This is a genomic window from Paucidesulfovibrio longus DSM 6739 (genome assembly GCF_000420485.1).
In the GTDB taxonomy this organism is placed as follows: domain Bacteria; phylum Desulfobacterota; class Desulfovibrionia; order Desulfovibrionales; family Desulfovibrionaceae; genus Paucidesulfovibrio; species Paucidesulfovibrio longus.
In genome coordinates this window covers 362,494-385,608 of record NZ_ATVA01000015.1, presented here as the reverse complement: position 1 = coordinate 385,608, position 23,115 = coordinate 362,494, and the positions used below count along the sequence as shown (strand labels likewise).

16 protein-coding genes, 1 pseudogene and 1 CRISPR repeat array are annotated in these 23,115 nt (G+C 53.2%); of the genes and pseudogenes, 13 read left to right on the top strand and 4 right to left on the bottom strand.

Annotated features, from left to right (window positions below; all coding sequences use genetic code 11):
• Nucleotides 1–404: 404 nt before the first annotated feature.
• A pseudogene (locus tag G452_RS19495) lies at nucleotides 405–1,075 on the top strand (IS3 family transposase); the annotation flags it as partial.
• A 48-nt stretch (nucleotides 1,076–1,123) separates the two neighbouring features.
• Here the strand turns inward: G452_RS19495 and G452_RS0112755 are convergent.
• Nucleotides 1,124–1,417, bottom strand: a complete 294-nt coding sequence (locus G452_RS0112755; protein ID WP_022662655.1) for a site-specific integrase — start codon at nucleotides 1,415–1,417, stop codon at nucleotides 1,124–1,126.
• Nucleotides 1,418–1,573: 156 nt separating this feature from the next.
• Here G452_RS0112755 and G452_RS20735 point away from each other — a divergent pair, with 156 nt between their 5' ends.
• The 12 genes from G452_RS20735 to G452_RS0112685 all read left to right on the top strand — a co-directional run bounded on the left by G452_RS20735 (nucleotide 1,574) and on the right by G452_RS0112685 (nucleotide 18,710).
• Entirely contained in the window at nucleotides 1,574–5,452 is a 3,879-nt protein-coding gene (locus G452_RS20735; protein WP_155887715.1) for a PAS domain S-box protein, read from the top strand.
• 34 nt (nucleotides 5,453–5,486) lie between these two features.
• Nucleotides 5,487–7,859 (top strand): ATP-binding protein, encoded by a 2,373-nt coding sequence (locus G452_RS20730; protein ID WP_162141308.1) that lies wholly within the window; start codon nucleotides 5,487–5,489, stop codon nucleotides 7,857–7,859.
• Nucleotides 7,860–7,944: 85 nt separating this feature from the next.
• Nucleotides 7,945–11,274 carry an EAL domain-containing protein gene (locus tag G452_RS21165; protein WP_081650606.1) on the top strand — a complete coding sequence of 1,110 codons (3,330 nt, stop codon included), beginning with the start codon at nucleotides 7,945–7,947 and terminating at the stop codon, nucleotides 11,272–11,274.
• Nucleotides 11,275–11,370: 96 nt separating this feature from the next.
• The gene (locus G452_RS0112725; RefSeq protein WP_022662650.1) at nucleotides 11,371–11,754 is read left to right on the top strand and encodes a pyridoxamine 5'-phosphate oxidase family protein; all 384 of its coding nucleotides are present in this window, start codon (nucleotides 11,371–11,373) and stop codon (nucleotides 11,752–11,754) included.
• A gap of 49 nt (nucleotides 11,755–11,803) precedes the next feature.
• Complete coding sequence (locus G452_RS0112720) at nucleotides 11,804–12,280, top strand: TspO/MBR family protein (protein WP_022662649.1); 477 nt, start codon at nucleotides 11,804–11,806, stop codon at nucleotides 12,278–12,280.
• 220 nt (nucleotides 12,281–12,500) lie between these two features.
• Nucleotides 12,501–13,118: an ERF family protein gene (locus G452_RS0112715; protein ID WP_022662648.1), complete on the top strand. Its 618-nt coding sequence runs from the start codon at nucleotides 12,501–12,503 to the stop codon at nucleotides 13,116–13,118.
• An 85-nt stretch (nucleotides 13,119–13,203) separates the two neighbouring features.
• Nucleotides 13,204–14,481 (top strand): hypothetical protein, encoded by a 1,278-nt coding sequence (locus G452_RS19480; RefSeq protein ID WP_022662647.1) that lies wholly within the window; start codon nucleotides 13,204–13,206, stop codon nucleotides 14,479–14,481.
• Nucleotides 14,462–15,472, top strand: coding sequence for an AAA family ATPase (locus G452_RS0112705; protein WP_022662646.1), 1,011 nt, complete (start codon nucleotides 14,462–14,464; stop codon nucleotides 15,470–15,472). Before G452_RS19480 ends, G452_RS0112705 begins: the two co-directional genes overlap by 20 nt.
• A gap of 85 nt (nucleotides 15,473–15,557) precedes the next feature.
• Nucleotides 15,558–16,613, top strand: a complete 1,056-nt coding sequence (locus G452_RS19475) for a DUF3150 domain-containing protein (protein ID WP_022662645.1) — start codon at nucleotides 15,558–15,560, stop codon at nucleotides 16,611–16,613.
• 12 nt (nucleotides 16,614–16,625) lie between these two features.
• A complete protein-coding gene (locus tag G452_RS0112695; RefSeq protein WP_022662644.1) occupies nucleotides 16,626–18,146 on the top strand; it encodes a VWA domain-containing protein in 1,521 nt (506 codons plus the stop codon).
• 11 nt (nucleotides 18,147–18,157) lie between these two features.
• Entirely contained in the window at nucleotides 18,158–18,490 is a 333-nt protein-coding gene (locus G452_RS0112690; protein WP_022662643.1) for a hypothetical protein, read from the top strand.
• Between the two features lie 16 nt (nucleotides 18,491–18,506).
• Nucleotides 18,507–18,710, top strand: coding sequence for a hypothetical protein (locus tag G452_RS0112685; protein WP_022662642.1), 204 nt, complete (start codon nucleotides 18,507–18,509; stop codon nucleotides 18,708–18,710).
• 200 nt (nucleotides 18,711–18,910) lie between these two features.
• Here the strand turns inward: G452_RS0112685 and G452_RS0112680 are convergent, their stop codons facing one another.
• From G452_RS0112680 to cas1, 3 genes are all read right to left on the bottom strand, one after another.
• Nucleotides 18,911–20,236 (bottom strand): TIGR02710 family CRISPR-associated CARF protein, encoded by a 1,326-nt coding sequence (locus G452_RS0112680; protein ID WP_022662641.1) that lies wholly within the window; start codon nucleotides 20,234–20,236, stop codon nucleotides 18,911–18,913.
• 132 nt (nucleotides 20,237–20,368) lie between these two features.
• Nucleotides 20,369–21,555: direct repeats of the CRISPR family, unit length 37 nt; unit sequence GTCGCAATCCCCTTTCTAGCGGGTCATGCAGTGTAAT.
• Between the two features lie 211 nt (nucleotides 21,556–21,766).
• Entirely contained in the window at nucleotides 21,767–22,066 is a 300-nt protein-coding gene (cas2, locus tag G452_RS0112675) for a CRISPR-associated endonuclease Cas2 (protein WP_022662640.1), read from the bottom strand.
• Nucleotides 22,067–22,068: 2 nt separating this feature from the next.
• Nucleotides 22,069–23,106 (bottom strand): CRISPR-associated endonuclease Cas1, encoded by a 1,038-nt coding sequence (cas1, locus tag G452_RS21160; protein ID WP_081650605.1) that lies wholly within the window; start codon nucleotides 23,104–23,106, stop codon nucleotides 22,069–22,071.
• Nucleotides 23,107–23,115 lie beyond the last annotated feature (9 nt).

The window sequence follows — 23,115 nt, the reverse complement described above, 5'->3', positions numbered from 1 at the left end:
CGGTGCGTGGCGACAATCGGCCCGGGCGACAACGGCGAAGCGGTGATGACGGTGCTCTGCTTGCCGTTGGACGACTAACCATGAAATTCAGAAGGAAAAAGAAGCTCAACTTGCCAGTGGTCTCCCCTCAGCGCAGAATACCTTGTCACCGGACAATTGCTCAGACGCAATATCCTGACCTACAGGGCCCCTCCCAACAATCAGGGGTATGATCTGCTCTGCACCCACCCTGATCCTGCCCTCGCGACAAAGACGCTCCGGATTCAGGTCAAATACCGCTACCAGACGAATTGCGACAGGAGTGTTCCCGTCAAAACGGACTCCTTACAATGCTTCGATTACCTGGTCATCGTCTTCCTCAACGTGGGCCTGTTCTTTGGGCCGGATGTCAAAAACGCCGACAACTGGTTCGGCTGACGAACAACCAGCGCAACTGGGGTTTTGGCCTCTGTTTTCTGCATCTGCGCAACGTCAAAGGCTACGGCTGGAACCATAAACGGGTGTACCGGATTTATTGCGAACTGGAGATGAACATGCGCATCAAACCGAAAAAGCGGATCGTCAGAGAAAAGCCTGATCCGCTCACGCAGCCAGTTGAAATCAATCAGGTCTGGTCCATGGATTTCATGCACGACCAACTGCAGGACGGCGCAGCTTCCGTCTGTTCAACGTGATCGACGACTTCAATCGCGAAGGCCTCGGCATCGAGGTCGACTTCTCCCTGCCGTCCGAACGGGTGATTCGGTCGCTTGAGCAGATCATAGAATGGCGTGGAAAGCACGGAATCATCCGTTTCGACAACGGGCCTGAGTATATCAGCAACAATCTTCAGGTTTGGGCTGCGCAACAGGACATCCGCCTGGAGCATATTCAGCCTGGCAAGCCCCAGCAAAACGCGTATGTCGAGCGGTACAATCGGACCGTTCGATATGATTGGTTGAACCAGCACCTGTTTGACTGCATTGAAGAGGTCCAGGACCACGCCGCTAGGTGGCTGTGGACCTACAACAATGAACGGCCCAACATGGGCATTGGCGGCATCACCCCGATGCAGAAACTGAAGATAGCGGCGTAGGCTCTACTTTTGAGGCGCACTGAAAATGGGAGGATTACCGGACAGGCACTATTCGCCTTGTTTGGTCAAGGTCACGATCCTGATTTCGCCTGCTCTGAAGTCAATGTCCTTCGCATCGTCCAGGCGGACCACCTCTCCCTGTCGCGCCCCGGTAAATCTCAGCATCAGGTATACGATGCAGTACCGGCCATGCATCGACCTTTGTTTACCCGCGTTGCGAGAGGCGTCGAACCAGTCTTGGAAGGCCGTGGTCAGGGCATCAAGCTCTCCAGGCATGAGGTACTTGATCTTGAGCTTGCCCCTCCCGAGTGCTATAGAAGAAGTGACACGTACAATATCCATTCGCGCGCTCCGACATGGTTTCCTCCGGATTTTCAGGTAAAATCCCCCAGGTCCAAGGGCCAGTATCAGGGGGGCGAGGGGGGGATGTCACGGGTTGAGGCTGTGATTTTTACATGAAAATGGGCATATCCATGTAGAACATACATCGGAGGGGGCGTGGAATCCGATCGTACCAAATCAAAATCTCAACTGATTTCTGAGCTTGAAGCTCTGCGGGCTCGGGTTCGTGAGCTGGAAGGGCCTTCGAAGCAAGTCTTACGTGAGGATAACCACTTGGATGCCAAGGGGAACTCTGCGCGCTATCTCGGTTCGCTTTCAGAGAGGTCATCTGAACAAGACCTTATAAAGCCTCTTGATTGGGAGTACCAGCACAAGGAGAGAATCAAAGAACTCCAAGGTATAATTGGCCTTGGCCAGCTTATTGACAAAGACTATGATCCAGATGTGTTTTTTAGAAAGTTCGTTACTGATATTGCTCCACCGAGCATGCAATACCCAGATCATGTGATTGCTGCCGTATCCATCAATGACAAATTTTATTCAAACAGCGATCATTCTGCATCTGTCAGCTTGAGTGCTTCCATTGATTTGGGCTCAAGCAAGAAGGGATTCGTCAAAGTTGGGTATGACAAAGACCTGCCTTTTATCCCTGAATTCGAACAGCGCTTGGTTAATACATATGGAGATATTATAGGGCGTTATTTAATTCGCATTGAAACTCTAAAAAAACTAGAAGAGAGCGAAAAGCGCTACAAAGCTTTATACGATTCTGTTTTAGGCCCCATCTTGGTCGCAGAGCTAGACACGGGTATTATCATAGAGTGTAATAATGCTGCTGAAGAATTGTTCGGTCGTTCACGTACAGAGCTTATCGGACTTCACCAAAGCGCATTACATTCACTTGATGACATGACTCAGGAAGGAGTTACTCGACACTTCAAGAAACACTTGGAAAATCAAGAACTAACACAGGAAATAAGATCTCTTCGACCTGATGGCAGCTTTCGGGTGGCAGAAGTCAAGGCAAAACGTTTCAGCCTTCAGGGTAAAGACCTAATACTAGGTGTCTTTCATGATACAACAGAAGCAAAAAAATCTGAGCAAGACCTGCGACGAAGCGAAGAGCACTACCGCCTCCTGACGGAAAATGTTCGGGACATTATATGGCAGCGTGACGCCAGTTTGAATGTGACATACATGAGCCCTTCTGTTGAGACTGTCCTTGGTTTTACTCCGGAAGAGGCCATTGCAGCCTCTCCACAGCAACGTTTCACTCCCGCCAGCCTTAAGCTACTCGCCGAACTTCGGGAAGAGCTCCAAGATATTTTTGCCAAAGGGCAGGCTGGTGCTGCCCAGCGCAGGTTAGAGCTGGAAGCCCTGCATAAGGATGGTCACAGCGTTTGGCTTGAGATTGACGCCCGCAGCGTGACGGATGAAGAGGGCCGGTTTCTTTACCTTATGGGGGTGAGTCGAGATATCACGGAGCGGAAGCGGGCTGAGGCAGCCTTACGCGAAAGCGAGCGAAGGGTTCGACGCAAGTTGAAGGCCATTCTCCACCCTGAGGAGGGAATGGCAGATCTGGAGCTTTCTGACATTATCGACAGCGAAGCTCTGCAGTCCATGATGGACAACTTCTACCAGGTTACGGGAATTGGCATCGGCGTTCTCGACATGAAGGGGAATGTCCTGGTTGCTACAGGATGGCAAGATATCTGCACCCGTTTTCATCGAGAACATCCCGACACCGCCAAGTCATGCAGGCGAAGCGACCTGCAACTGTCTTCTGGAGTCCTCCCAGGCGAGTTTCGCCTTTACCGCTGCAAAAACAACATGTGGGACATTGCCACCCCGCTCATTGTTGGGGGCAATCATTTGGGCAACATCTTCCTCGGACAGTTTTTCTTCGAAGACGAGGAGCCCGACCGGGAAGTATTTCGACGCCAAGCCCAACTTTATGGGTTTGACGAAAAGGAATATCTCGAAGCCCTGGACAGGGTGCCACGTTGGAGCCGGGAAAGAGTCCACACCGTCATGCGATTCTATTCCCAATTCGCCGACACTCTTGCATCCTTAAGCTATGGGAATATCAAACTCGCATGGGCAAAAACAGAAAAAGACCGTCTTTACGAAGAGTTGAGGAAAAGCCAGGAGCGCCTCGCGCTCGCTGTTGAGGGAACTCAAGTCGGTTTGTGGGACTGGAGAGTCCAGAGTGGAGAGGTGTACTTCAACGAACAATGGGCGATCATTGCTGGGTATACTTTGAAAGAGTTGGAGCCCCTTTCGATCCAGATCTGGATGAACCTCTGCCACCCGGAAGACCTCGAACGGTCTGAGAAGTCTTTGCAAGATCACTTTCAGGGGAAGACCCAAATCTACCAATGTGAAGCCAGGATGCGGCACAAGGATGGACACTGGATTTGGGTTCTCGATCAGGGGAAGGTCGTTGAATGGGATGAGCAGGGGGCTCCCATCCGCATGGCTGGAACCCACCAGGACATCACTGAGCGCAAGCTATCCGAGCATGCCCTGAGAGAAAGCGAAGAAAGGTTCAAGGCCCTGCATAATGCATCTTTTGGTGGCATCACCATCCACGACAAAGGTCTTATCTTGGATTGCAACCAGGGCCTTTGCGACATCAGTGGATTTTTCATGGAGGAACTGATTGGGATGGACGGCCTCTTGCTCATTGCCAGGGAGGCTCGCGAGATGGTCATGGCGAACATTCTTGCTGGGTATGAAGAACCCTACGAAGCTATCGGAGTCCGCAAGAACGGAGACAAGTATCCTTTACGCCTGCAAGCCAAGAATATCCCCTACAAAGGCAAACAGGTCCGTGTGGTCGAGTTTCGGGATATCACAGAGCAAAAAGAGGTAGAGGTGGCCCTTATTGAGGCCAAGGATAAAGCTGAAGACGCCAGTCGTGTGAAGTCTGAGTTTCTTGCCAACATGAGCCATGAAATCAGGACTCCCATGAATGGCGTTCTCGGTATGCTTCAACTTATGCAAACGATCAGTATGAACGAGGAGCAGAAGGAGTACATCCTTACCGCCATTCAATCTTCGAAGCGTTTGACACGTCTTCTTTCAGACATTCTTGATTTGTCCAGGGTAGAGGCGAATCGGCTTACAATTCAGTCACAGCCCATGGACCTCGTTGAATTGCTCAAGCAAACATGTGAACTGTTTAAGCCAACTGCACAGCAGACCCATATTGATCATTTTTGCTATGTTGATCCTGTGATTCCAAGCGTTGTGAAAGGGGACGCTCCGCGTCTGCAGCAGGTATTGACCAATCTAATTGGTAATGCGTTTAAGTTTACCAAGGAAGGACACATTTCTGTCGAAGCGTATCCGTTGGCAACATCTGATTCGAATCAGGTTCGTGTTCTTTTTAGCGTCACTGACACCGGTATCGGCATAGCAGACGAAAAGATTAAGCAATTGTTTCAGCCTTTCTCGCAGGTGAGCACAGGCTATCGGAGGGATTACCAAGGCGCAGGCTTGGGGCTCTCGATCTGCAAAAAACTGATTGAACTTATGGGCGGGACCATTGCCATAGAAAGCGAACTCGGAAAAGGCACCACCGTCTACTTTTGCGTAACGTTTAGCGTTGATGAGTCGAGATTGAGTCAAGAGATTTCCGCTTCGAGAGTTCGAAAGAGCAAGCAGTGTCGAATTCTGTTGGCTGAAGATGAAGACGTGAACCGGCTCGCCACCTCAAAGCTTCTTGAAAGAAAGGGGCATATTGTCAAAGCCGTCAAGGATGGTCAGGAAGCAATTGCCCTTCTCAAGGAGGACACTTTTGACGTAATTCTGATGGACATTCAGATGCCTATTATGGATGGCGTTGAAGCCACCAAAGCCATTCGAGGGGGAGATGCAGGACAAGGCCGGAAGGACATTCCGATCATCGCCATGACGGCATATGCCATGTCTGGTGACAAGGAAAAGTTTTTGGCAGCGGGCATGAACGACTACACCGCGAAGCCTGTTGATGTGGAGCATATTGAATCTTTGATCCTACGTTTAACATAATAATGTCGCTGGAATAGAGCAAGTGGTGAGACATGTGCTTAAGATCAAGAATTTACTATTAATAGTTTTTTGCTTTCTAGCATTAGTTTTTGCGTCATCATCCTACTTGAACATTTCCAATTCTCTTGATCAATACAGACAGTCAAGCAGAGTTTATTCTCTTAACGCCATCGCCGATAACCTGTTCCAAGCTGTACGACATTATGGTTTTGACAGGGGCAGAACAAATGTTGTGTTGAACAATGATGGTCCACTGGAAAGAATGGCGGGGAACAGAGAGTTCATTTTACAGCAAAGAGCTGAAGGCGATGTGGCTCTGCAAGTTGCGCTGCGAGATTTGAAAGAGTCTCACAGCGCAGGGGTAGATAACGCAGTTTTATCAATAGGTGAGCAGTTTTCTGTTGTTGAGCGGTTACGCACCCTGGCTGCTGAAAACATGTTGGTTACTAAAGATAAGCGTGACCTTGCTATAGCTTCGCAGTGGTTTGCAGAAATGACGAAGCTCATCAAGTCAATAGAGAACTTGCTGTTCATCGTTTCCAGGGACATCAGCCTGGCTGACGGAGTCGTCTCGGAGTTGTTCTTCCTGAAGCTCAAAGCATTGGAAGTCCGAAACACTGCAGGTCCAGAATGCTCAATGATTTTGTCTGCATATGGGACTAATGGAAAGCTCAAGAATGGTGAAGTCCAAAAAATACAAATTCTTCAGGCAAAAACAGCGTTACACCTTGAAGAACTTGAGCGAGTCGCCCAGCAGTTGGATAGGCCAGAGTTAAATGAAGCTTTGAGCCGCTTTCATGAAGATTATTTCAGAAACTTTGTCCCTGCCCGTGACGCCAACTTTGAAGCTATACTTGAGGGCGAACCATTGCCCATCCCAAGGCAGGAATTTACAAACAAAATGGTGACTGCTCTTGAGTCCATTTCTGGAATTATGGATAGTGTCGTAACAATAACCTCTGAGTATACGCTCAACCAAAAGGATATTTCAAAAGGTGTTTTGGTTCAAGCATCCATCATGGCTGCGTTGTTTTGTATTGTATTAGCATATTCAATCATGTTCACCTTCAAAAGAGTGGCTGCTCGCATCCAGAAAATGACAGTAACGATGCAGGAGTTGGCTGGAGATCGTGTCGTAGATATTCCCTCCGTAAATGATAAAGATGAAATTGGCGACATGGCGCGAGCAGTTGAGGTGTTTCGAGAAAATGCGATTAAACGTCGCGAAGCCGAGGAAGCACTGATCGTAGCCAAGGAATTTGCGGAAGCTGCGAACAAAGCAAAGAGTAGATTCCTCGCAACAATGAGTCATGAAATCCGCACCCCTCTCAATGGGGTGATTGGGATGTTGCAGCTACTGGACCTATCAGATGCCGATGAAGAGCACAAATCATATATATCGCTTGGAATGTCATCAGCAAAAAGCCTTTTGTCATTAATTAATGACATTCTTGACTTATCGAAAATCGAAGCGGATAAAATTGATTTCACTTATTCTGACTTCAACCTCGGGCTCATGCTGGAAGATTTAATCTCTCTGTTCGAAAGAATGAGCGGTAGTAAAAAAGTCATTTTTTCGTGCACGATGTATCCAGAGGGATTTAATACGATTAATGCCGACAAAGGTCGTCTACGACAGATATTCTTCAACCTCATAGGCAACTCCGCTAAGTTCACAGATAAAGGAAATGTCGATGTAGAAGTGGCTTTACTCGGGCAAGGGCATGATACGCGCATCTTATGTGCTGTCAAAGACACTGGCGTTGGAATACCAGCTGATAATATTGAAAGCATTTTCAACCCATTCTCTCAAACAGAGATCACAAGCGAGAAAAATATTGAAGGAACAGGACTTGGGTTGGCGATTGTGAGACGACTTGTCGAGAGCATGAAGGGTACAATTTGTGTAGTCAGTGAAGTTGGGAAAGGGACAACAATATATTTCACAATTCAAGTCTCAGTTGGAGCTGAGAATCAAGGTGCAAAGCAATCTAAATTAAGCACACGAGATATAGTACTTCAACACAAAAAGAAAATATCTAAATCTCTTAATATTCTTGTTGTGGAGGATAAACCGCAAAACCAATTGGCAATTCAAGGGCTTCTAGGGCATCTTGGGCACACTTGTTTGTGTGTCACTAGCGCTGAACTGGCTATTGAGACTCTCGGAAAGAATGCATTTGATTGCATATTGATGGATATACAATTGCCTGGAATAGATGGCGTTGAGGCAACCCACCGTATTCGAGCAACACTCGAGGAAGTGTCCTCCATACCCATTGTAGCGATGACAGCTTCCGCCATGAAAGGCGACCGTGAAAAGTTCATAAAAGCAGGTATGAATGATTATCTCCCTAAACCGATCATTATAGATGACCTTGCTCGTGTGCTGGAAAGTCTTTTGTAAGGCAAGATCCTCTACAACTTTAAGCTTTTCGTCGTAAACATCGTGAAGATGGAGCTTAGAGGGCTCCCATAATACACAAAACATTATGTCACAAAAAAAAAGAGACACGATTCGACTGGGCCTGCTAGCACCGCTATCAGGCATCGTTTCCATTTACGGGCAAGATATTGCCAGGGCAGGTCAAATTGCAACCTCTCTAGTCAACGACAAAGGCGGGCTGCTAGGACGAAAGTTGGAACTCGTCATCGCCGATGACGGCAGTCTGCCGGAAACCGCTGTCCCCGCTGCGAGAAGGCTTGTGCATGAGGATGGTTGCATTGCGATTATTGGGAATCTGCTGTCCAATTCGCGAATTGCCGTTTCAGACCAGGTCTCTGTGCCTTCACGAATCCCCTATCTAAACTTCTCCTTTTACGAAGGCAGCATTTTTAATCGCTACTTTTTCCATTTTGCCGCTCTCCCCAACCAGCAGATAGAGAAAATGATTCCCTACATGGCAAATCATTTCGGCATGAAAATGTACTTTGCCGGGAATAACTACGAGTGGCCAAGGGGGTCAATTGACGCCGCTAAACGTTCTCTTGAGCTTCTTGGCGGTGAAACCGTAGGCGAACAGTACTTGTCAATTGGCGTTAGCGAGGAAGAGGTCGAATGGGTCCTAGATGGCGTCGCACGCTCAGGAGCAGATGTCTTCGTTCCATATTTTGCTGGGGCGGACCAACTTCTGGTGTTGAATCGCTTTTATGAACGTGGTTTGAAAAAACACATGTCTGTCGTCATGGGGCACTATGATGAAGTCATGGTGTCCTACTTGAGCCCTGAAGTCCGGGAAGAGCTTTACTCATCAAACACATACTTCATGTCGGTCAAGACAAAAGAAAATGAACAATTTCTTGAACGACTTAAAAAGTATCCTGGAATTGAAGGGATCTGGCCGAACGGCAACGGAACGCTTACCAACTTTGGAGAAGGAGCATATACTTGTGTATTAGCTTTTTCCGACGCAGTACAAAGGGCAGATTCTACAGCCAGTGAAAAAATTGTAGAGGCTTTGGAGTCTATTCGAATCAATGCCCCTCAAGGCGAAGTCATCATGGATTCAGATACACATCATGCCTACGTCAATAGTTATTTATCCCAATGTGATAGTGATGGATCGTTTACCATTGTAGAGGATTTTGGGTGTATAGCACCTGAGATTCCCAGTCGGTACAAAGAGGTTTTTATCACCCATGAGGGCAAAGGACGTATCCTTTTACCAGGGGAAACCGCCAAGTTAGCTCAAGAAGTTGCCAAACATCATAGCGACCTGAATGATACTAAGAGAATTCTGGATGTTGCTGATATGGCCATATTGGCTACCGACTCATCTGGGATGATCACAGCTGCGAATAGAGGTACTGCTGAGGTGTTCGGCTACACTGAAGATGAGTTGGTGGGAATGCCAATGCGTCTGCTAGTGCCGCCCCACATGAGGCAACGCCACGACAAGGCGGTAAAATGGTTTATCGAAAGTGAAGCCCATGAAATGCGCATGGGAAAGAAAGGAGAGAAAACCGGGTATCGCAAGGATGGAACGTTCTTTCCCCTGGAGGCATCAATAGCGAAGTTCGAAAGTGGAGATGACTGGGTTCTCGTCGCGACGTTGCAGGATCTTACGGAAATAAAAAAATCTCAAGAGGAGTTGACCAGGCAGGCGACCCATGACTCACTCACAGGGCTTCCCAACAGGGCGCTGCTTTACGAAAGAATTTCGAATGCGTTGAATCGCTCAAAACGTAGAGATGATAATATCGCATTGCTTTTTGTCGATCTGGATGGCTTCAAAGCAGTTAATGACAGCCATGGACATGATGCCGGTGACCACCTGCTGAAAACCCTGTCTGCGAGGATGCTTGAAAGCGTCCGCCCTGGGGATACTGTCGCCCGCTTTGCCGGAGATGAGTTTGTAGTTTTGTGCGAGAATGTCTCTGAGCCGACAAACATGGCGACCCTGGCGGATCGTCTGAATGAGGCCATGAGAACGCCAGTGGAATATAATTCGATCATGCTGGGGGTCACTGCAAGCATAGGAATTGCTTTTGGGCATGGCACCACCCATTCGGCGGATGATTTACTGCGCTTTGCGGATAACGCCATGTACGCCGTTAAGGAAAGTAGACGTGACAGTTGGAGCTTCTTCAATGAATCTCTTCAGCAAGCTGCACATCAACGTCTTGCCATTTCTAATGGGCTCCGCTTTGCCCTTGATCGAGGTGAGTTCGAGGTAGTGTTCCAACCCATCGTAACCCTAGAGACTGAGGTTGTAGCCGGGGCCGAAACATTACTTCGTTGGAATTCTCCAGAAGGCCCCATCTCTCCAGCAGTCTTTATCCCCATTGCTGAGATGAATGGGACCATAGTCCAAATTGGCAAATGGGTCTTTGAGCAGGCATGCAGGGCACAACGACGCTGGCAAAAACAGTTACGTGGCAGTACTCCATATTTGACAGTTAACATTTCAGCCAGGCAGTTCGCAGATGAACAGCTTATCCAAATATTCAAGGATATTATTCAATCAACAGGAGCTGATCCTAAAAGAATTGTCTTAGAAGTAACCGAAACATCTCTGATGTCTGACGTCACAGGCAACATCAACATATTAAATGAACTGCGGAAGATTGGGATGAAAGTCGCGGTCGATGACTTTGGAACCGGGTATTCATCTTTGTCACAGCTCGTTCGTCTTAATGTTGACACATTAAAGATTGATAGGATGTTCGTTTGGGATTTTGCAAAAAGCGGTGAAAACGAAGCGATAGTTGCTGCAATTAGCAGGATGGCAAAGTCTCTTGGAATCCGACTTGTTGCCGAAGGCATAGAGACTGAAGACCAGTTGAATGAAATGTTAACGCTTGGCGTACAGTCAGGACAGGGCTATCTCTTTAGTAAACCAATTTCAGAAAAATCTTTTATAAGGTTTGTAAAGAAAAACGTCAATAGCAATGAAAAACAAATAAGCGATGTGTATTTTGTTGTATATGCAAGTCAGTCAAATGAGTCTTTAGATGAATCTGAAATCCTAAAGATTCAAAAACAGTCACAGTCGCTTAATAGGAAAAACCGAATAACAGGATATCTTGTTTACAGCCAAGGTGTATTCATTCAGTACATCGAAGGCCCAAAAAACAAGGTTAAAGCATTGTATGAAAAAATAGCAAATGACTCTCGTCATCACAGTGTTACTCTGCTTGCAGAAGGTGCGTCCAAAAAACGGTTGTTTGTCGGTTGGTCAATGGGATTTCAGAGCTTAAATAAGAATGATCTCGTAAATCTTGCAGGCTACCAGCTTGATACAAAGGAAATCTTAAGTAAGTACATAAAAAATCCTGAGTTATGCTTGAGCTTTTTTGAATTAGTTTCAATGACGATTTGATTCTACTCGTAACCAAAGTTATAAGGCCAAAGCGGAAATAGATCATAGTCTTCTCATGAAACTTTTTATTGCATGTAGTTAATACAGGAGATGCGGATGGAACTTAAGAATTACTTTGAGTCGACCAAAGGCTATGGCGTTTTATCGACAGCAAATAAAAACGGGGAAGTAAACGCTGCGATCTATTCCCGCCCACACGTCATGGATGACGGATCACTTGCAATCATCATGAATAATAGGCTCAGCCACAAGAACGTTACTAGCAACCCCAAGGCTCATTTTTTGTTTATCGAAGATGGACCTGGCTATAAGGGCGTCAGGTTATTGTTGACGATGCTCAGAGAAGAACAGGACACCGAGTTGCTATACTCCCTTTGTCGACGCTGCTATCCTAAGGAGCTTGAGCAAAAGGATAAAACACGTTTTCTCGTCTTTTTTCGTGTCGACAGGCAATCGCCCCTCGTAGGCGCTGGGGCATGAGATCATGGCAGCTGTCAATGCGTAACGCTAACCAGGACTTTTACCCGAAATGAAGTCTACACGGTTTCAATCTAAAGGCCACGCATTGCTGCTCATCGGTGCCCATGTTTTGGGCGGCAGCGTGATTGGGGTTCTATTTCCGCCGGGGGAGTGGATAGGAACTTTGGCCAAACCAGCGTTTTACCCTCCGGCCTGGATTTTTCCAACAGTCTGGCCCCTGTTGTATGCGGCTATGGGGGGCGCGCTGTGGCTCGTGTTGCGCGCTTCGGTTGAAAAAAAGGGCTTGGCGTTGCTGCTCTATTTTTCACAACTGGTGGTCAACTACTCGTTCAGCCCGTTGTTTTTTGGTTTGAAAAATACCTTGCTTGGTTTCCTGGTGGTGGCTCTTTTGTTGCCATTGCTCACGCTCGCGGTTGTCTTATTCTTCCGAATTTCCCGTCTCGCAGCCGTACTTTTGGTTCCATACTTGATCTGGGTCAGTTTTGCGTGTGCTTTGAGTTTCAGTATCTGGCGGTTGAATGCTTGAGAGAAAACATTGCTGTCCGGTCGAAATGGGGGCTACTTCACTGGCAGGATTCGAACCTGCGACACCGAGGTTAGGAATTTGGTGCTCTAGCCTATTGGCTTTGTAAACTAAAAACGCATTTCAACCCATTTCACCTATATATTATCTCCTTGAATCACAGGCTTTTTCTAAGCTGGCGCGTGTTGTCAGCGCTCAGCCAATCACTATTCAAGGAGGGAGTATGCAGGTGCAAAGTTTCCATTCCCCAGAGATCACCAATCTGGCCAAGGCCATGCTTCAGGTCCAGCAAGCACTTCCGCATGCGCAGAAGGACCGGGAGAATCCGTTCACCAAAAGCCGCTACGCGACCCTGAATTCCGTGATGGACACCTGCCGCGAGGCGCTGCTTGTGCAGGGCGTGTGGGTGGCGCAATACCCTGTTCCGGCGGAGACCGGGCATCTCGGTCTCGTGACCAAGCTGGTCCATGCGGAGTCTGGTGAATGGCAGTCGTCCATGATGGTCATGCCGCTGCCCAAGGCCGATCCGCAAGGCTACGGCTCCGCTCTGACCTATGCGAGGCGCTATGCGCTTTCGACCCTGGTGGGGCTGGTGACGGAGCAGGACGACGACGCGCAGGGGGCCATGCCCCCAAAACCGCAGTCCAAGCCAGCCGCACCGTTGCAGGCCCTGCCGCGACTCGACGGCGTCCAGTACCAGAGCGTTGCGGCCCAGGACGGGCGGGAGTGCATCACGGCCACGGGCGACACCCGCAACAAGCGCGAAATGCTCAAACAGGCGGGCTTCCGCTGGGATCCGGAACGCAAGGTCTGGTGGCGGTATGCGACTAACGCGGCCTGACCGTTTCCGGACATTCATTCGACCATCATCGCCAGCGGAAGGCTCCTGGAGAAATCCAGGGGCCTTCCGCGTTTTGGAGGACACGATGCAAAACAAACACAAGGCCCAGGCGCTTCTCGCACAGATGGCGCGGGGGCTTCTGGCACATGCCCAACGCAATACCAAGGCGCAATTGGGAGAACGCGCAAGCTATGTGGGCATGTCCGACCTGGGCAGGGCCATGCAGTGCATGCGGGCTGCGGTGGCGGACAAGTCCACTTCCGGCTCGGGAGTCTCCCCGGAGGAGGTGGCGGAGTGGTTTGGGGACGGTGACGACCAACGGGTTCAAAGCGTCCTGGGACGCCAATTGATCCTGCAACGAGGACACTGGCTGGAAACCGGCATTAGCAAGGCGCTCAGCGCCAACGGTTCGCAGTTCATTGCGCAACTGGAGATTGAAACCACCCTTCAGCAGGGTGAAAGCTCGATTCCGCTCCGTGCGCATCTCGATTTCACCCTGGTTCGCGGAGGCGCGCAACCTGCGGTGCGCATTCTGGAGCTCAAGAGCACCGGGCATTTGCCCAAAACCCTGAACCCGGCCTACGAGATGCAGATTTATGGCCAGCTTGGTCTGCTCGCGTCCTGCTGGAACCAGCCTTGTTTCAACCTACGGGCGGAAGATGGCCATGTGCTCTTCTCCGGCCTGACGTTCCCTGAGCTTGCGGCACGTCTTTTCCGCGCCCGGCTCCCGGAATCCCCGGAACAGGTTGATATCGAAGGCTGGGTGCTCTGCCTTTCCATGTCCGAAGCAAAGCCTTTTGGGCCGTATCTTCCGGATGAGGCCATGCATTCCCTGGCCCTGCGGCTAGCGGGCGATTTGTGGGACAATCACCGGAAGTATGCGAACGGCCTGATCCGGCTGGGTGATCTGGAATACGCCAAGGGGTTTCACCCGCTCTGCGACTGGTGCGACCATGCGGCGACCTGCCCGAAGTTCAGCTCCGGGCAGGTGGATAGCCCGGAGGGGGACGCCGCGCTCCGTCAGCTTGAGGAGCTGAAGGCGAACCGCAAGAGCCTGGAGCAGGAGATCCGGGCTATGGAGGAAAGGATTTGCCGACAGTACGCGAGGTGGGATGCAGCTGGCGGCTGGCTGAGCACGGGCAAGTACCGGTTCAAGGTGTCGAACATGCCAGGCCGGACCACGCTGAACCGTGGCAGGTTACAGGCGGAACTGACCAGTATGGTGGGGGGAGAGGTCTGCGAGCGGATTCTGACCCGCAGCACGGACATGGGCAACCCCTATGAGCGTCTGTTCGTGGGGCGTCATCCGCAAGCCGCAACCAAAACACAACAGGAGAACAATCATGTCGCATCTGGAGCTTGAGAATCTTCAGGTCGTGGAAATGGACGCGGGCACGGTGTTCAGCGGCCAACCCTCGGGGCGCATGATCCAGGGCTTTGCCGCTCCGTGTGCGTACACGCCGGATCCCGATCCGGACTACCAGTTCCACGAGACCATGCGGGAGATCATCGTCTGGTTCATGCAACAGGCTGATCCGCTCTATGTCTTCGGCCCCACGGGTAGCGGCAAGACCAGCCTGATCCGGCAGTTGGCGGCCAAACTGAACTACCCGGTCCTGGACGTGACCGGCCATGCGCGGCTGGAGTTCACCGACCTGGTCGGGCATCTGAGCCTGGAAGAGGGCCGGATGACCTTCCAGTATGGTCCATTGGCCCTGGCCTTGAAGTTCGGCGGGCTGTTTCTGCTCAACGAATTGGATCTGCTGGACCCGGCCACGCTTTCCGGCCTGAACGGCATTCTGGATGGCGATCCGCTCTGCATTCCGGAAAACGGCGGGGAGGTCATCAAGCCGCATCCCATGTTCCGCTTCGTGGCCACGGCCAACACCAACGGCGGTTCGGACGAAACCGGACTCTACCAGGGCACGCTGCGGCAGAACCTGGCGTTCATGGACCGGTTTTGGCTCTGCGAGGTGGATTACCCGGCAAAGGAGGCGGAGTTGCGCCTGCTTGCCAGAACCGCTTCCCTGCTTCCCGAGGCGGTCCGGGAGACCATGGTGGAGTTCGCGGGCGAGGTGCGCAGGCTTTTTCGCGGCTTCGGAGACACGCAGACCCCGCTCGGCGAGAGCATTGAGGTCACGTTTTCCACACGGACGCTTCTGCGCTGGGCAGACCTGACCCTGCGCTTTCAGCCCCTGGCGCATCAAGGGGTGCAGCCCGTGAGCTACGCCCTGGACCGGGCGCTGGGCTTTCGGGCCACACGGGAAACGCGCTCCATGCTGCATGAGCTGGCCCAGCGCATGTTCCCATCGGCGGACGCCCCCACAGGGGCGCAAAACCAAGACGTGTCCTGAGGGGGAGCCGGTTCCGGTTCCCCCTCTTCTTTTCTGCGCCCATGCCGGGCGGTTTGAACATGAAAGCAATACAAAGGAGGACGCCATGTCCACGGATATCAAGGTGCTCAAGGAATTGGTGGCGGTTCGTCTGGACGTGAACATCTGGTCGGCCCGCAAGAAGCTCACGCCCTCGGATTTCGGCACGGCGGACCTGCCGCCGGAAAAACTGGCTTCGCTTGGCAGCAAGCGCATCTGCGATCCTGCGGAACTGCGCATTTTCGGCTCGCTCAAGGCCAAGGCCGTGACCATGCTGGACCGGATCGGCGTGCGTTTCCTGGGAGGCTGGGCCATCCCGGAAGCGTCGGTACAAAAGGTCCAGGCCGGACTCCAGGCCATTGCGGACGATTACCAGTCTGCCAAGGAGGCCTTCCTGCACCGCTATGACGATGCGGTGCACGGATGGATTCTGGACAATCCTGGTTGGGAGTCAATCATCGCGAGTTCACTGGTCAGTGCGGACCATGTGCGCAGTCGCCTAGGCTTCAGCTGGCAACTCTTCCGGGTCGCGCCTCCGCGCAAGGATCGGAATGCCGAGGCGCAGGTGGGACTGCATGAGGAGGTGAGCGGGCTGGGCACGCGGCTCTTCGGTGAGGTGGCCAAGGCCGCAAGGGATGCTTGGCACAAGAGCTATGCGGGCAGAACCGAGATCACCCGCAAGGCGCTTTCGCCGCTGCGCACCCTCCAGCGCAAGCTCTGCGGCCTGAGTTTTGTGGAGCCTCGGGTGGCTCCCGTGGCGGAGTTGATCGAGACGGCCCTGGCCAGGGTTCCGGAGTCCGGCAGGATCGACGGCGCGGAACTGGTCATGCTTCAGGGGCTGGTCTGTTTGCTCGGCAATCCCGACCTGCTTGTGGAGCATGGCAAGAAGGTCATGGACGGCAGGAGTCCGGACGCGATTCTCCAGGGTCTGCTCAAGGCTCCGCGTCTGCCTGCCCTGGATGCCGCCGTTCCGGTCTCTGATATGGATTCGGGTCTGGATTCGCGACTGGAGAATGATGAGGAATTCGCTCCCGAGCTTCCCCTGGGGCGAGCGCCGTTCAGCCCCGCGCATGCTCCCGTGGCATCTCCTGTGGTCCATCTCGACAGCCTGGGGCTTTGGTAGGGGAGGTGCGTCATGGCGAGGACGAATCCCCTCCTGCACAGTTTGCCCCTGCTGGCCAGTGCTCTCGGGCGTTCCTACGGCATTCAGGTGCATATCGGCGGCAACAGGGCCTGGACGGACGGTCGGGTGATCCATCTGCCGAGCCTGCCAACGGAAGCGGACCGCACCTTCCTGGGGCTGGTGCGCGGCTATGTCGATCACGAGGCCGCGCATCTGCGACACACGGACTTTGACTGCCTGCGTGATCTCACCGCCCTGGAGAAGCACATCTGGAACATCTTCGAGGATTGGCGCGTGGAAAACCGATTGGCGGCCCAGTATCCGGGCTGCCGCCGGAATTTCACCTGGCTGATCCGGCATCTGTTCCTGGAGCGAAGCCCGGAGCCGGACGAGCAAAATCCGGCCCTTCTGCTGCTGAACTGGCTGCTCTTGAGCGTGCGCGGCTGGGATGTGCCGGAACTGGGGGTGCGTGTCCGGAAAACCAGGGATATCCTGGACCGCTTCTGGCCGGACCTGCTGGTTCGGGTCGAAATCATCCTGGAGCAGGTCAGGCGTTCCTGTCCGGATTCCCAGGCCTGCCTGGACGCCGCCAGGGCGGTTGTCCGGGAGATTGGCCACAAAGCGAAGGCGCTTCCGGCTGCCGAGCCGCAGGCCGCGAGCGTGGAGCGGTTGCTCAGAGCCACGGAAAAGGAACTGCCGGACGAACTCGGCGCGATCCTGGGCAAGTCCCTGGAGCTGGGCGTTCAAGGGAAGGACGAACGTGCCGGGGCGCGTGTTCAGGTGGCCACCATTGCCGGAAAGAGCATGCGCCCGCTCATGGCGGAGCAATTGGAAGCCGCGCGGCGGATCACCCTGGCTTTGCGCACGCGGCTCCAGGGAAAGCTCCAGGCGCAGCTGGCCTGTCACAATGTCCCGTCGTCGCGCGGCAGGGTCGCACCCACTCGGCTGCACCGGCTCGCGGCGCGGGACGCGAAGGTCTTCCTGCGACAGGGACAACGCACAGCCATGAACACCGCCGTGCATCTCCTGCTGGACTGTTCCGGCTCCATGCGCAGGCGGATCGCTATGGCCGGGCAGGTTTGCCATGTGCTTGCCAGGACCATGGAGCTCATGGGCATCAACGTGGCGGTCACAGCGTTCCCGGCGGGACACGGGGAGGGGGACCTGCAAACGGTGGCTCCGCTGGTTCGGCACGGCCAACCCGTGCATACGCGGTTCAGTCTCGCGGCCAGCGGAAAGACGCCCATGGGGGAGGCGCTCTGGTGGGCGATCCTGGAGATGGTCCCCTTGCGGGAGCAGCGCAAGATTCTGCTGCTCGTCACGGACGGAGATCCCGACAACCACGAGACTGCGACGCAGGCCCTGTCTGCGGCGCTGCTGGCGGAGATCGAGGTCTTCGGTCTTGGCATTGACTCCCCAGGCATCACGAGCCTCATGCCGAGGCGCAGCATCAATATCCAGGCCATCCAGGAACTGGCTCCGGCCGTGTTCCAGTTCTTTGGCCAAGCGCTTTTCCATTCAACCAAATCGTAGGGAGGTCTCAGATGAAGGAGAATCAGAAATGTCCGGTCTGCAATAGTCCGGACCATGTCGTGCTGGTCAATGTGGTCCAGCGGATGGGCACTGCGGTGGGCGGCGTGGCCGGGGCCGCAACAGGCTACCTGGGGGCTGAAGGCGGGGCCGTGCTCGGCGGGGCCATCGGGTCCGTGGTTCCGGTGGTGGGAACCGGGATCGGTGTCCTGGCCGGTGGGCTTGCTGGAGCCCTGGCAGGCTTTCTTGCCGGGGCCGCCGTGGGCAACCAGATCGGCGAACATGTGGACAGAAACGTCATTGGCCACTACCGCTGCAACCGTTGCGGCTATCAGTTTGAAATCTAGAATAAAGGAGAAAATCATGAGAGGCATCATGACATTCCTCGGCAGCGTTGTTGTCGGCATCTTGGCCGTCACGGGTGTTAACGCTGTGACTGTGGAAAAACGTCGTTGTCTCTCCGACCCCGAAGTGGCTCTCGAGGTCATGGAAGGGGTTGAAGAGGGCGAGCGCGAAAGCAATGAAGCCCACGACCACGAGGACAGGGGAGGGCTGATCATCAGGTAGAGCAAACAAAGAGAGCCGCTGGCGGATGTTGGCGGCTCACTTTCGCTCAGTCAGCAAGTTGAAGTATTGCTTGACGTGAGTAATGGGTTCACTTCTTCGGACCTCGTAGCGGTAAAGCAAGGTAATGGGATGGACCCGCCTCTTTGATAAGCTCTCTGGATTTTCAGTGTTAGCTAAGAGTCGTGTTCTCCTAGGCCAGACTATTCCTGGCATGACGTCAGGCAGAAGTCGGCGCTCCGTGCCACCTCGAGCGTAGATTCGGCCTCGCATGGAAATTCCTCGCGCAGCAAGCGTTCCAAATCGGCATAAATGGAACGCAACGACTCATCAGTGGCCTGTTGGGTGGCGGTAAAGCCATGGATCAGCAGGCTGTTATTCCGAGCCTGAGTGAATCCGCCTTTGCCGACTTCCAGGAGCTTGGCCCCCATCGGGTCGTCCATAAACTTCAGCAACCTGGCCGCCAACTCTCGCGGCGCCGTATAGTTTCCTGTGCGACGGTTCATCCCAAATCCGTTCTCGTGTTTCTTTTTCAGCTTTTCCTGCAGTGCCTGCACAGCCGGGTTGTCCTTCGGGATATCGCTAGAATCCAGTCCGTGAACAAAGAGCCCCACCTGTCCGATGAGTTCCAGGACCCTGTAGGCCCGCAGGTAGGCATCCTCGAATTGCCGATCCCGTATCCTGCGCTCTCCGTTGGCGAGCAGGTCTACAGCCTTGATCCGAACCCAGGCCGCGCACTCCTTATTCGTGTTTGGTCTGGCTGCTGCCAGCTCCTTCACATGCTTGGCCACGTCCTTGCCTGGAGTAAACCGCGCCCACGCTCTATCTGGGCATTCCGGGATCCCACTTTTGAGCAGTCTCAGGGCCTCGGCATAGTCGAGCCGGTCCCAAGCGCTATAGAAGGCGGCGGCTGCCCGCGCAAAGGAGAACAATTCTCTGACGGCCTCCGGCCACACCACCTCCAAGGGATCCTCCACGGCAGGCAGAATGTCCTGTACGGCTGCGAAGTTGCCCTTCGTCATAACCAACAGAGCTTGGTCCAGAAGCCGGTGCCCGCTTGCCGTTGTCGTGGAGAATTCCTGCACGACTTCCATGCCGGCCTTGACGCTTCCACTGCTGTTTCGCTCGCCAATGATGTACCTCAGACGGGGAATTCCGTGGCGGGCAGCAGCGAGGACCAAGGCAGCGCTCATGGCCTTTGTCCCACGTGTGAAGTCCGCGACCATCTGTCCTGGGGGCACTCCGGAGGCAATCCGCTCGGCAATTACGGACTCGAAATGGGCATAGGTCTGGTCCGCGTTGTCCTCCTGTCCAGGCCTGGGCAGGGGGGACACAACAAGCCGTATGCCTTGCAGCTCTTCGCAGAGCAGTTTGGCGGAGTCGGTGGTCTTTTGCGATGGCAGCAGGACCACTTCCTCCCATGTCCCGTGGAGAATGGACTTGCGGAGCGGGACGAGCATTGATTCACGTAGGATCTCTGCAGTGCCGGTCCCCACGGTCAAAAAAAGCGTCTTGCCACCGTTTGCCATACATGCCTCCTTTATGCGCGAGCTGGGCTGGTCATTACATGGTGTCCTTGCCGAGCAATTAACATTCGATGGTACCGTGCTCCCCGGTTCTGTTCGAGAGGGTTGTCTCATTCTTATAAGGTTCAGGAAAAGTCTGAAATCCCCTTTCTAGCGGGTCATGCAGTGTAAACTTTCGACGAAAAGGCTATCAAGGAAAAGCTCAACAAGCGTCGCAATCCCCTTTCTAGCGGGTCATGCAGTGTAATGGGCGTAACGGATAAGCGGGCGCGGTTCGAGATGGTCCAGGTCGCAATCCCCTTTCTAGCGGGTCATGCAGTGTAATTAGTTTTATACTAGAACCAGCATCAACAAAACGCAAAAAGGAGCGTCGCAATCCCCTTTCTAGCGGGTCATGCAGTGTAATCAGAGAATTTCAGGCGTTGGTAAGTGCGTCTCATGTACTGGCGTCACAATCCCCTTTCTAGCGGGTCATGCAGTGTAATCCTTTGTCCTCAACAAGTCCAGCAAGGCCGATGTTCAGGCGTCGCAATCCCCTTTCTAGCGGGTCATGCAGTGTAATCCAGGCCCAGCGTGCGGCCCGCAGCGCGCAATATCGCGTCGCAATCCCCTTTCTAGCGGGTCATGCAGTGTAATTCGGCGCAATCCCCTACGGCTACCGCCCGCCACACGTGTCGCAATCCCCTTTCTAGCGGGTCATGCAGTGTAATCAGCTGCCCACTGCCGCCGAGGTCAGCTATGACCACACGGCGTCGCAATCCCCTTTCTAGCGGGTCATGCAGTGTAATACGCTCGCGGCGATTCGCAAGCAGACCGAGAAGCTGGGTCGCAATCCCCTTTCTAGCGGGTCATGCAGTGTAATCTCCACCATCGGGAACCAGGCGCGTATTTTTTCGTAGTCGTCGCAATCCCCTTTCTAGCGGGTCATGCAGTGTAATTGGGCTTGTTGACGAGGGGGCTACACCTCCGACTCTCAACGGTCGCAATCCCCTTTCTAGCGGGTCATGCAGTGTAATCCTTAACCAGCGCCTTTTTGGGGTCAAGGCGGGCAAGCCGGTCGCAATCCCCTTTCTAGCGGGTCATGCAGTGTAATCATTGGTGAGCGCGTCAAGTGTGCTTAACTCGCTTAACAAAAGTCGCAATCCCCTTTCTAGCGGGTCATGCAGTGTAATACGTTGGACGACGTGATGGGACTGGTCGAGGTTGCCGAGTCGCAATCCCCTTTCTAGCGGGTCATGCAGTGTAATAAGCAAATCCAGAAATTCAACAACAAAATCTACGCCTAGTCGCAATCCCCTTTCTAGCGGGTCATGCAGTGTAATCCCTATTCCAGAAGATGGCTGTTCCCAAAGGCACGAGGTTATGGTTTCGTAATAGGCACAAGGCAAAGGGCATCGCGATTGAACAAGCTCGGTGGAATGCAGTGTGAAGGCGACAACCCTTCAGATTTATTGACATGCCAGATGCCGTAACCGGACCTCCTTTGGGAGGGTTTCTGCAGTTACGAAAACAGGGTGCCGACTGGAATCCATTTCAAACGATAAAGACGGTCTCCTCACCTATCTCCGGCCCCGGGTCAGTGACCCCAAGCTTGTGAACCTTGCCCGCACAATTAGCGCACAAGGCGTAGATGCGGACGCTGTCTTCCTTTTCGTCGATCATGTCCGTAAGTTTCCCTATGAGTTTTTCAATGAGCGTATGGGTGAGCAGCGCCTCGAAAACGCTGAACTGGATGCGGTCACCGTAGCCGTCCAGGCATTTGGCCACTTTTGTCCGACGCTTGTCGTCAGGAATGTCATAGCAGATGACGTACCGCAACATTTTGCCATGCATCCTCAGTTCCCGTAAAGGAAGGGGCGATACAACTCTCCTCCCCCCAGCGAGGCGGCAAACCGTTCCACTTGGCGCCTGATCAGATCATGAGGAGAGATGCGTTCTTCCTGGCCATGCTCACGCAAGGGTTTGAGCAGATGATTTTCCCAGTGCGAGAAGAATACCCGGAGCCCTTCCCGGTTCATTCGCACGGCCCCATCCTCGTCAGGGGGGTCGAAGTGTTCTGGACGGAAAACGCGCAAGTTGCAATTCCGAAGAACAAATCGATCAACGATAGGATGACGGAGTTCTTCAAGAAGATCAAGAGCGAGACTCGGACGACCGGGCCGCAGTTCATGGAAGAACCCAAGGTAGGGATCAAGTCCTCGGGCCTCTAGAAGACCGGCAAGCCTTGCGCCCAGGATAACGTAGCCGAAGGAAAGCAATGAATTGGCGGGGTCAGGAGCTGGTCGATGCTTGCGACCCCGAAAGGGGATTTCCGATTTGAAGGCAGCGCCAAAAGCAGCGAAATAGGCACGCGCTCCACTTCCTTCACTGCCGAGCAAGCTCTTGATCTCTTTGCATGAATCCGTATGTTCCGCGATTCGCTTCACCTCTGTCAGAGCCTGCCTCAGAGTATCGTTTCCTGAGTCGTTGCTCTGGATGTCCAGCAGGACGGCATGTGCGTTTCGAAGTTTTGCATTCACAACGGACACAGCCCGCTCCAGCCTCGTCCCAACATTCGAGGTAGCAGCATACTGCCGTAATCTGATTTCGGCAGAGCGGGGCATGGCCCCGATCGTGCGCCCAAGGAATTCGCCGCTCCTCGTCAGCCAGGCTACAGAAATTCCTCGCTCCAGGCAGTGCTGCATCGCTGTGGATGTGATGTGCCCCGCGCCAACAATACTGATTAACTCTAGCCTGTGGGACTCGACCTCCAGCAGCGTCTTGCGTCGACCTGCCCCGTGGGCTTCCTCATGGTGCTCTTCAACAGTCACCAGCAGGCTCTCACCAGACAAGCGAACAGTGGCCCCAGGTTCCGTCACGTAAAGCACAGGCATTGGCTGCTC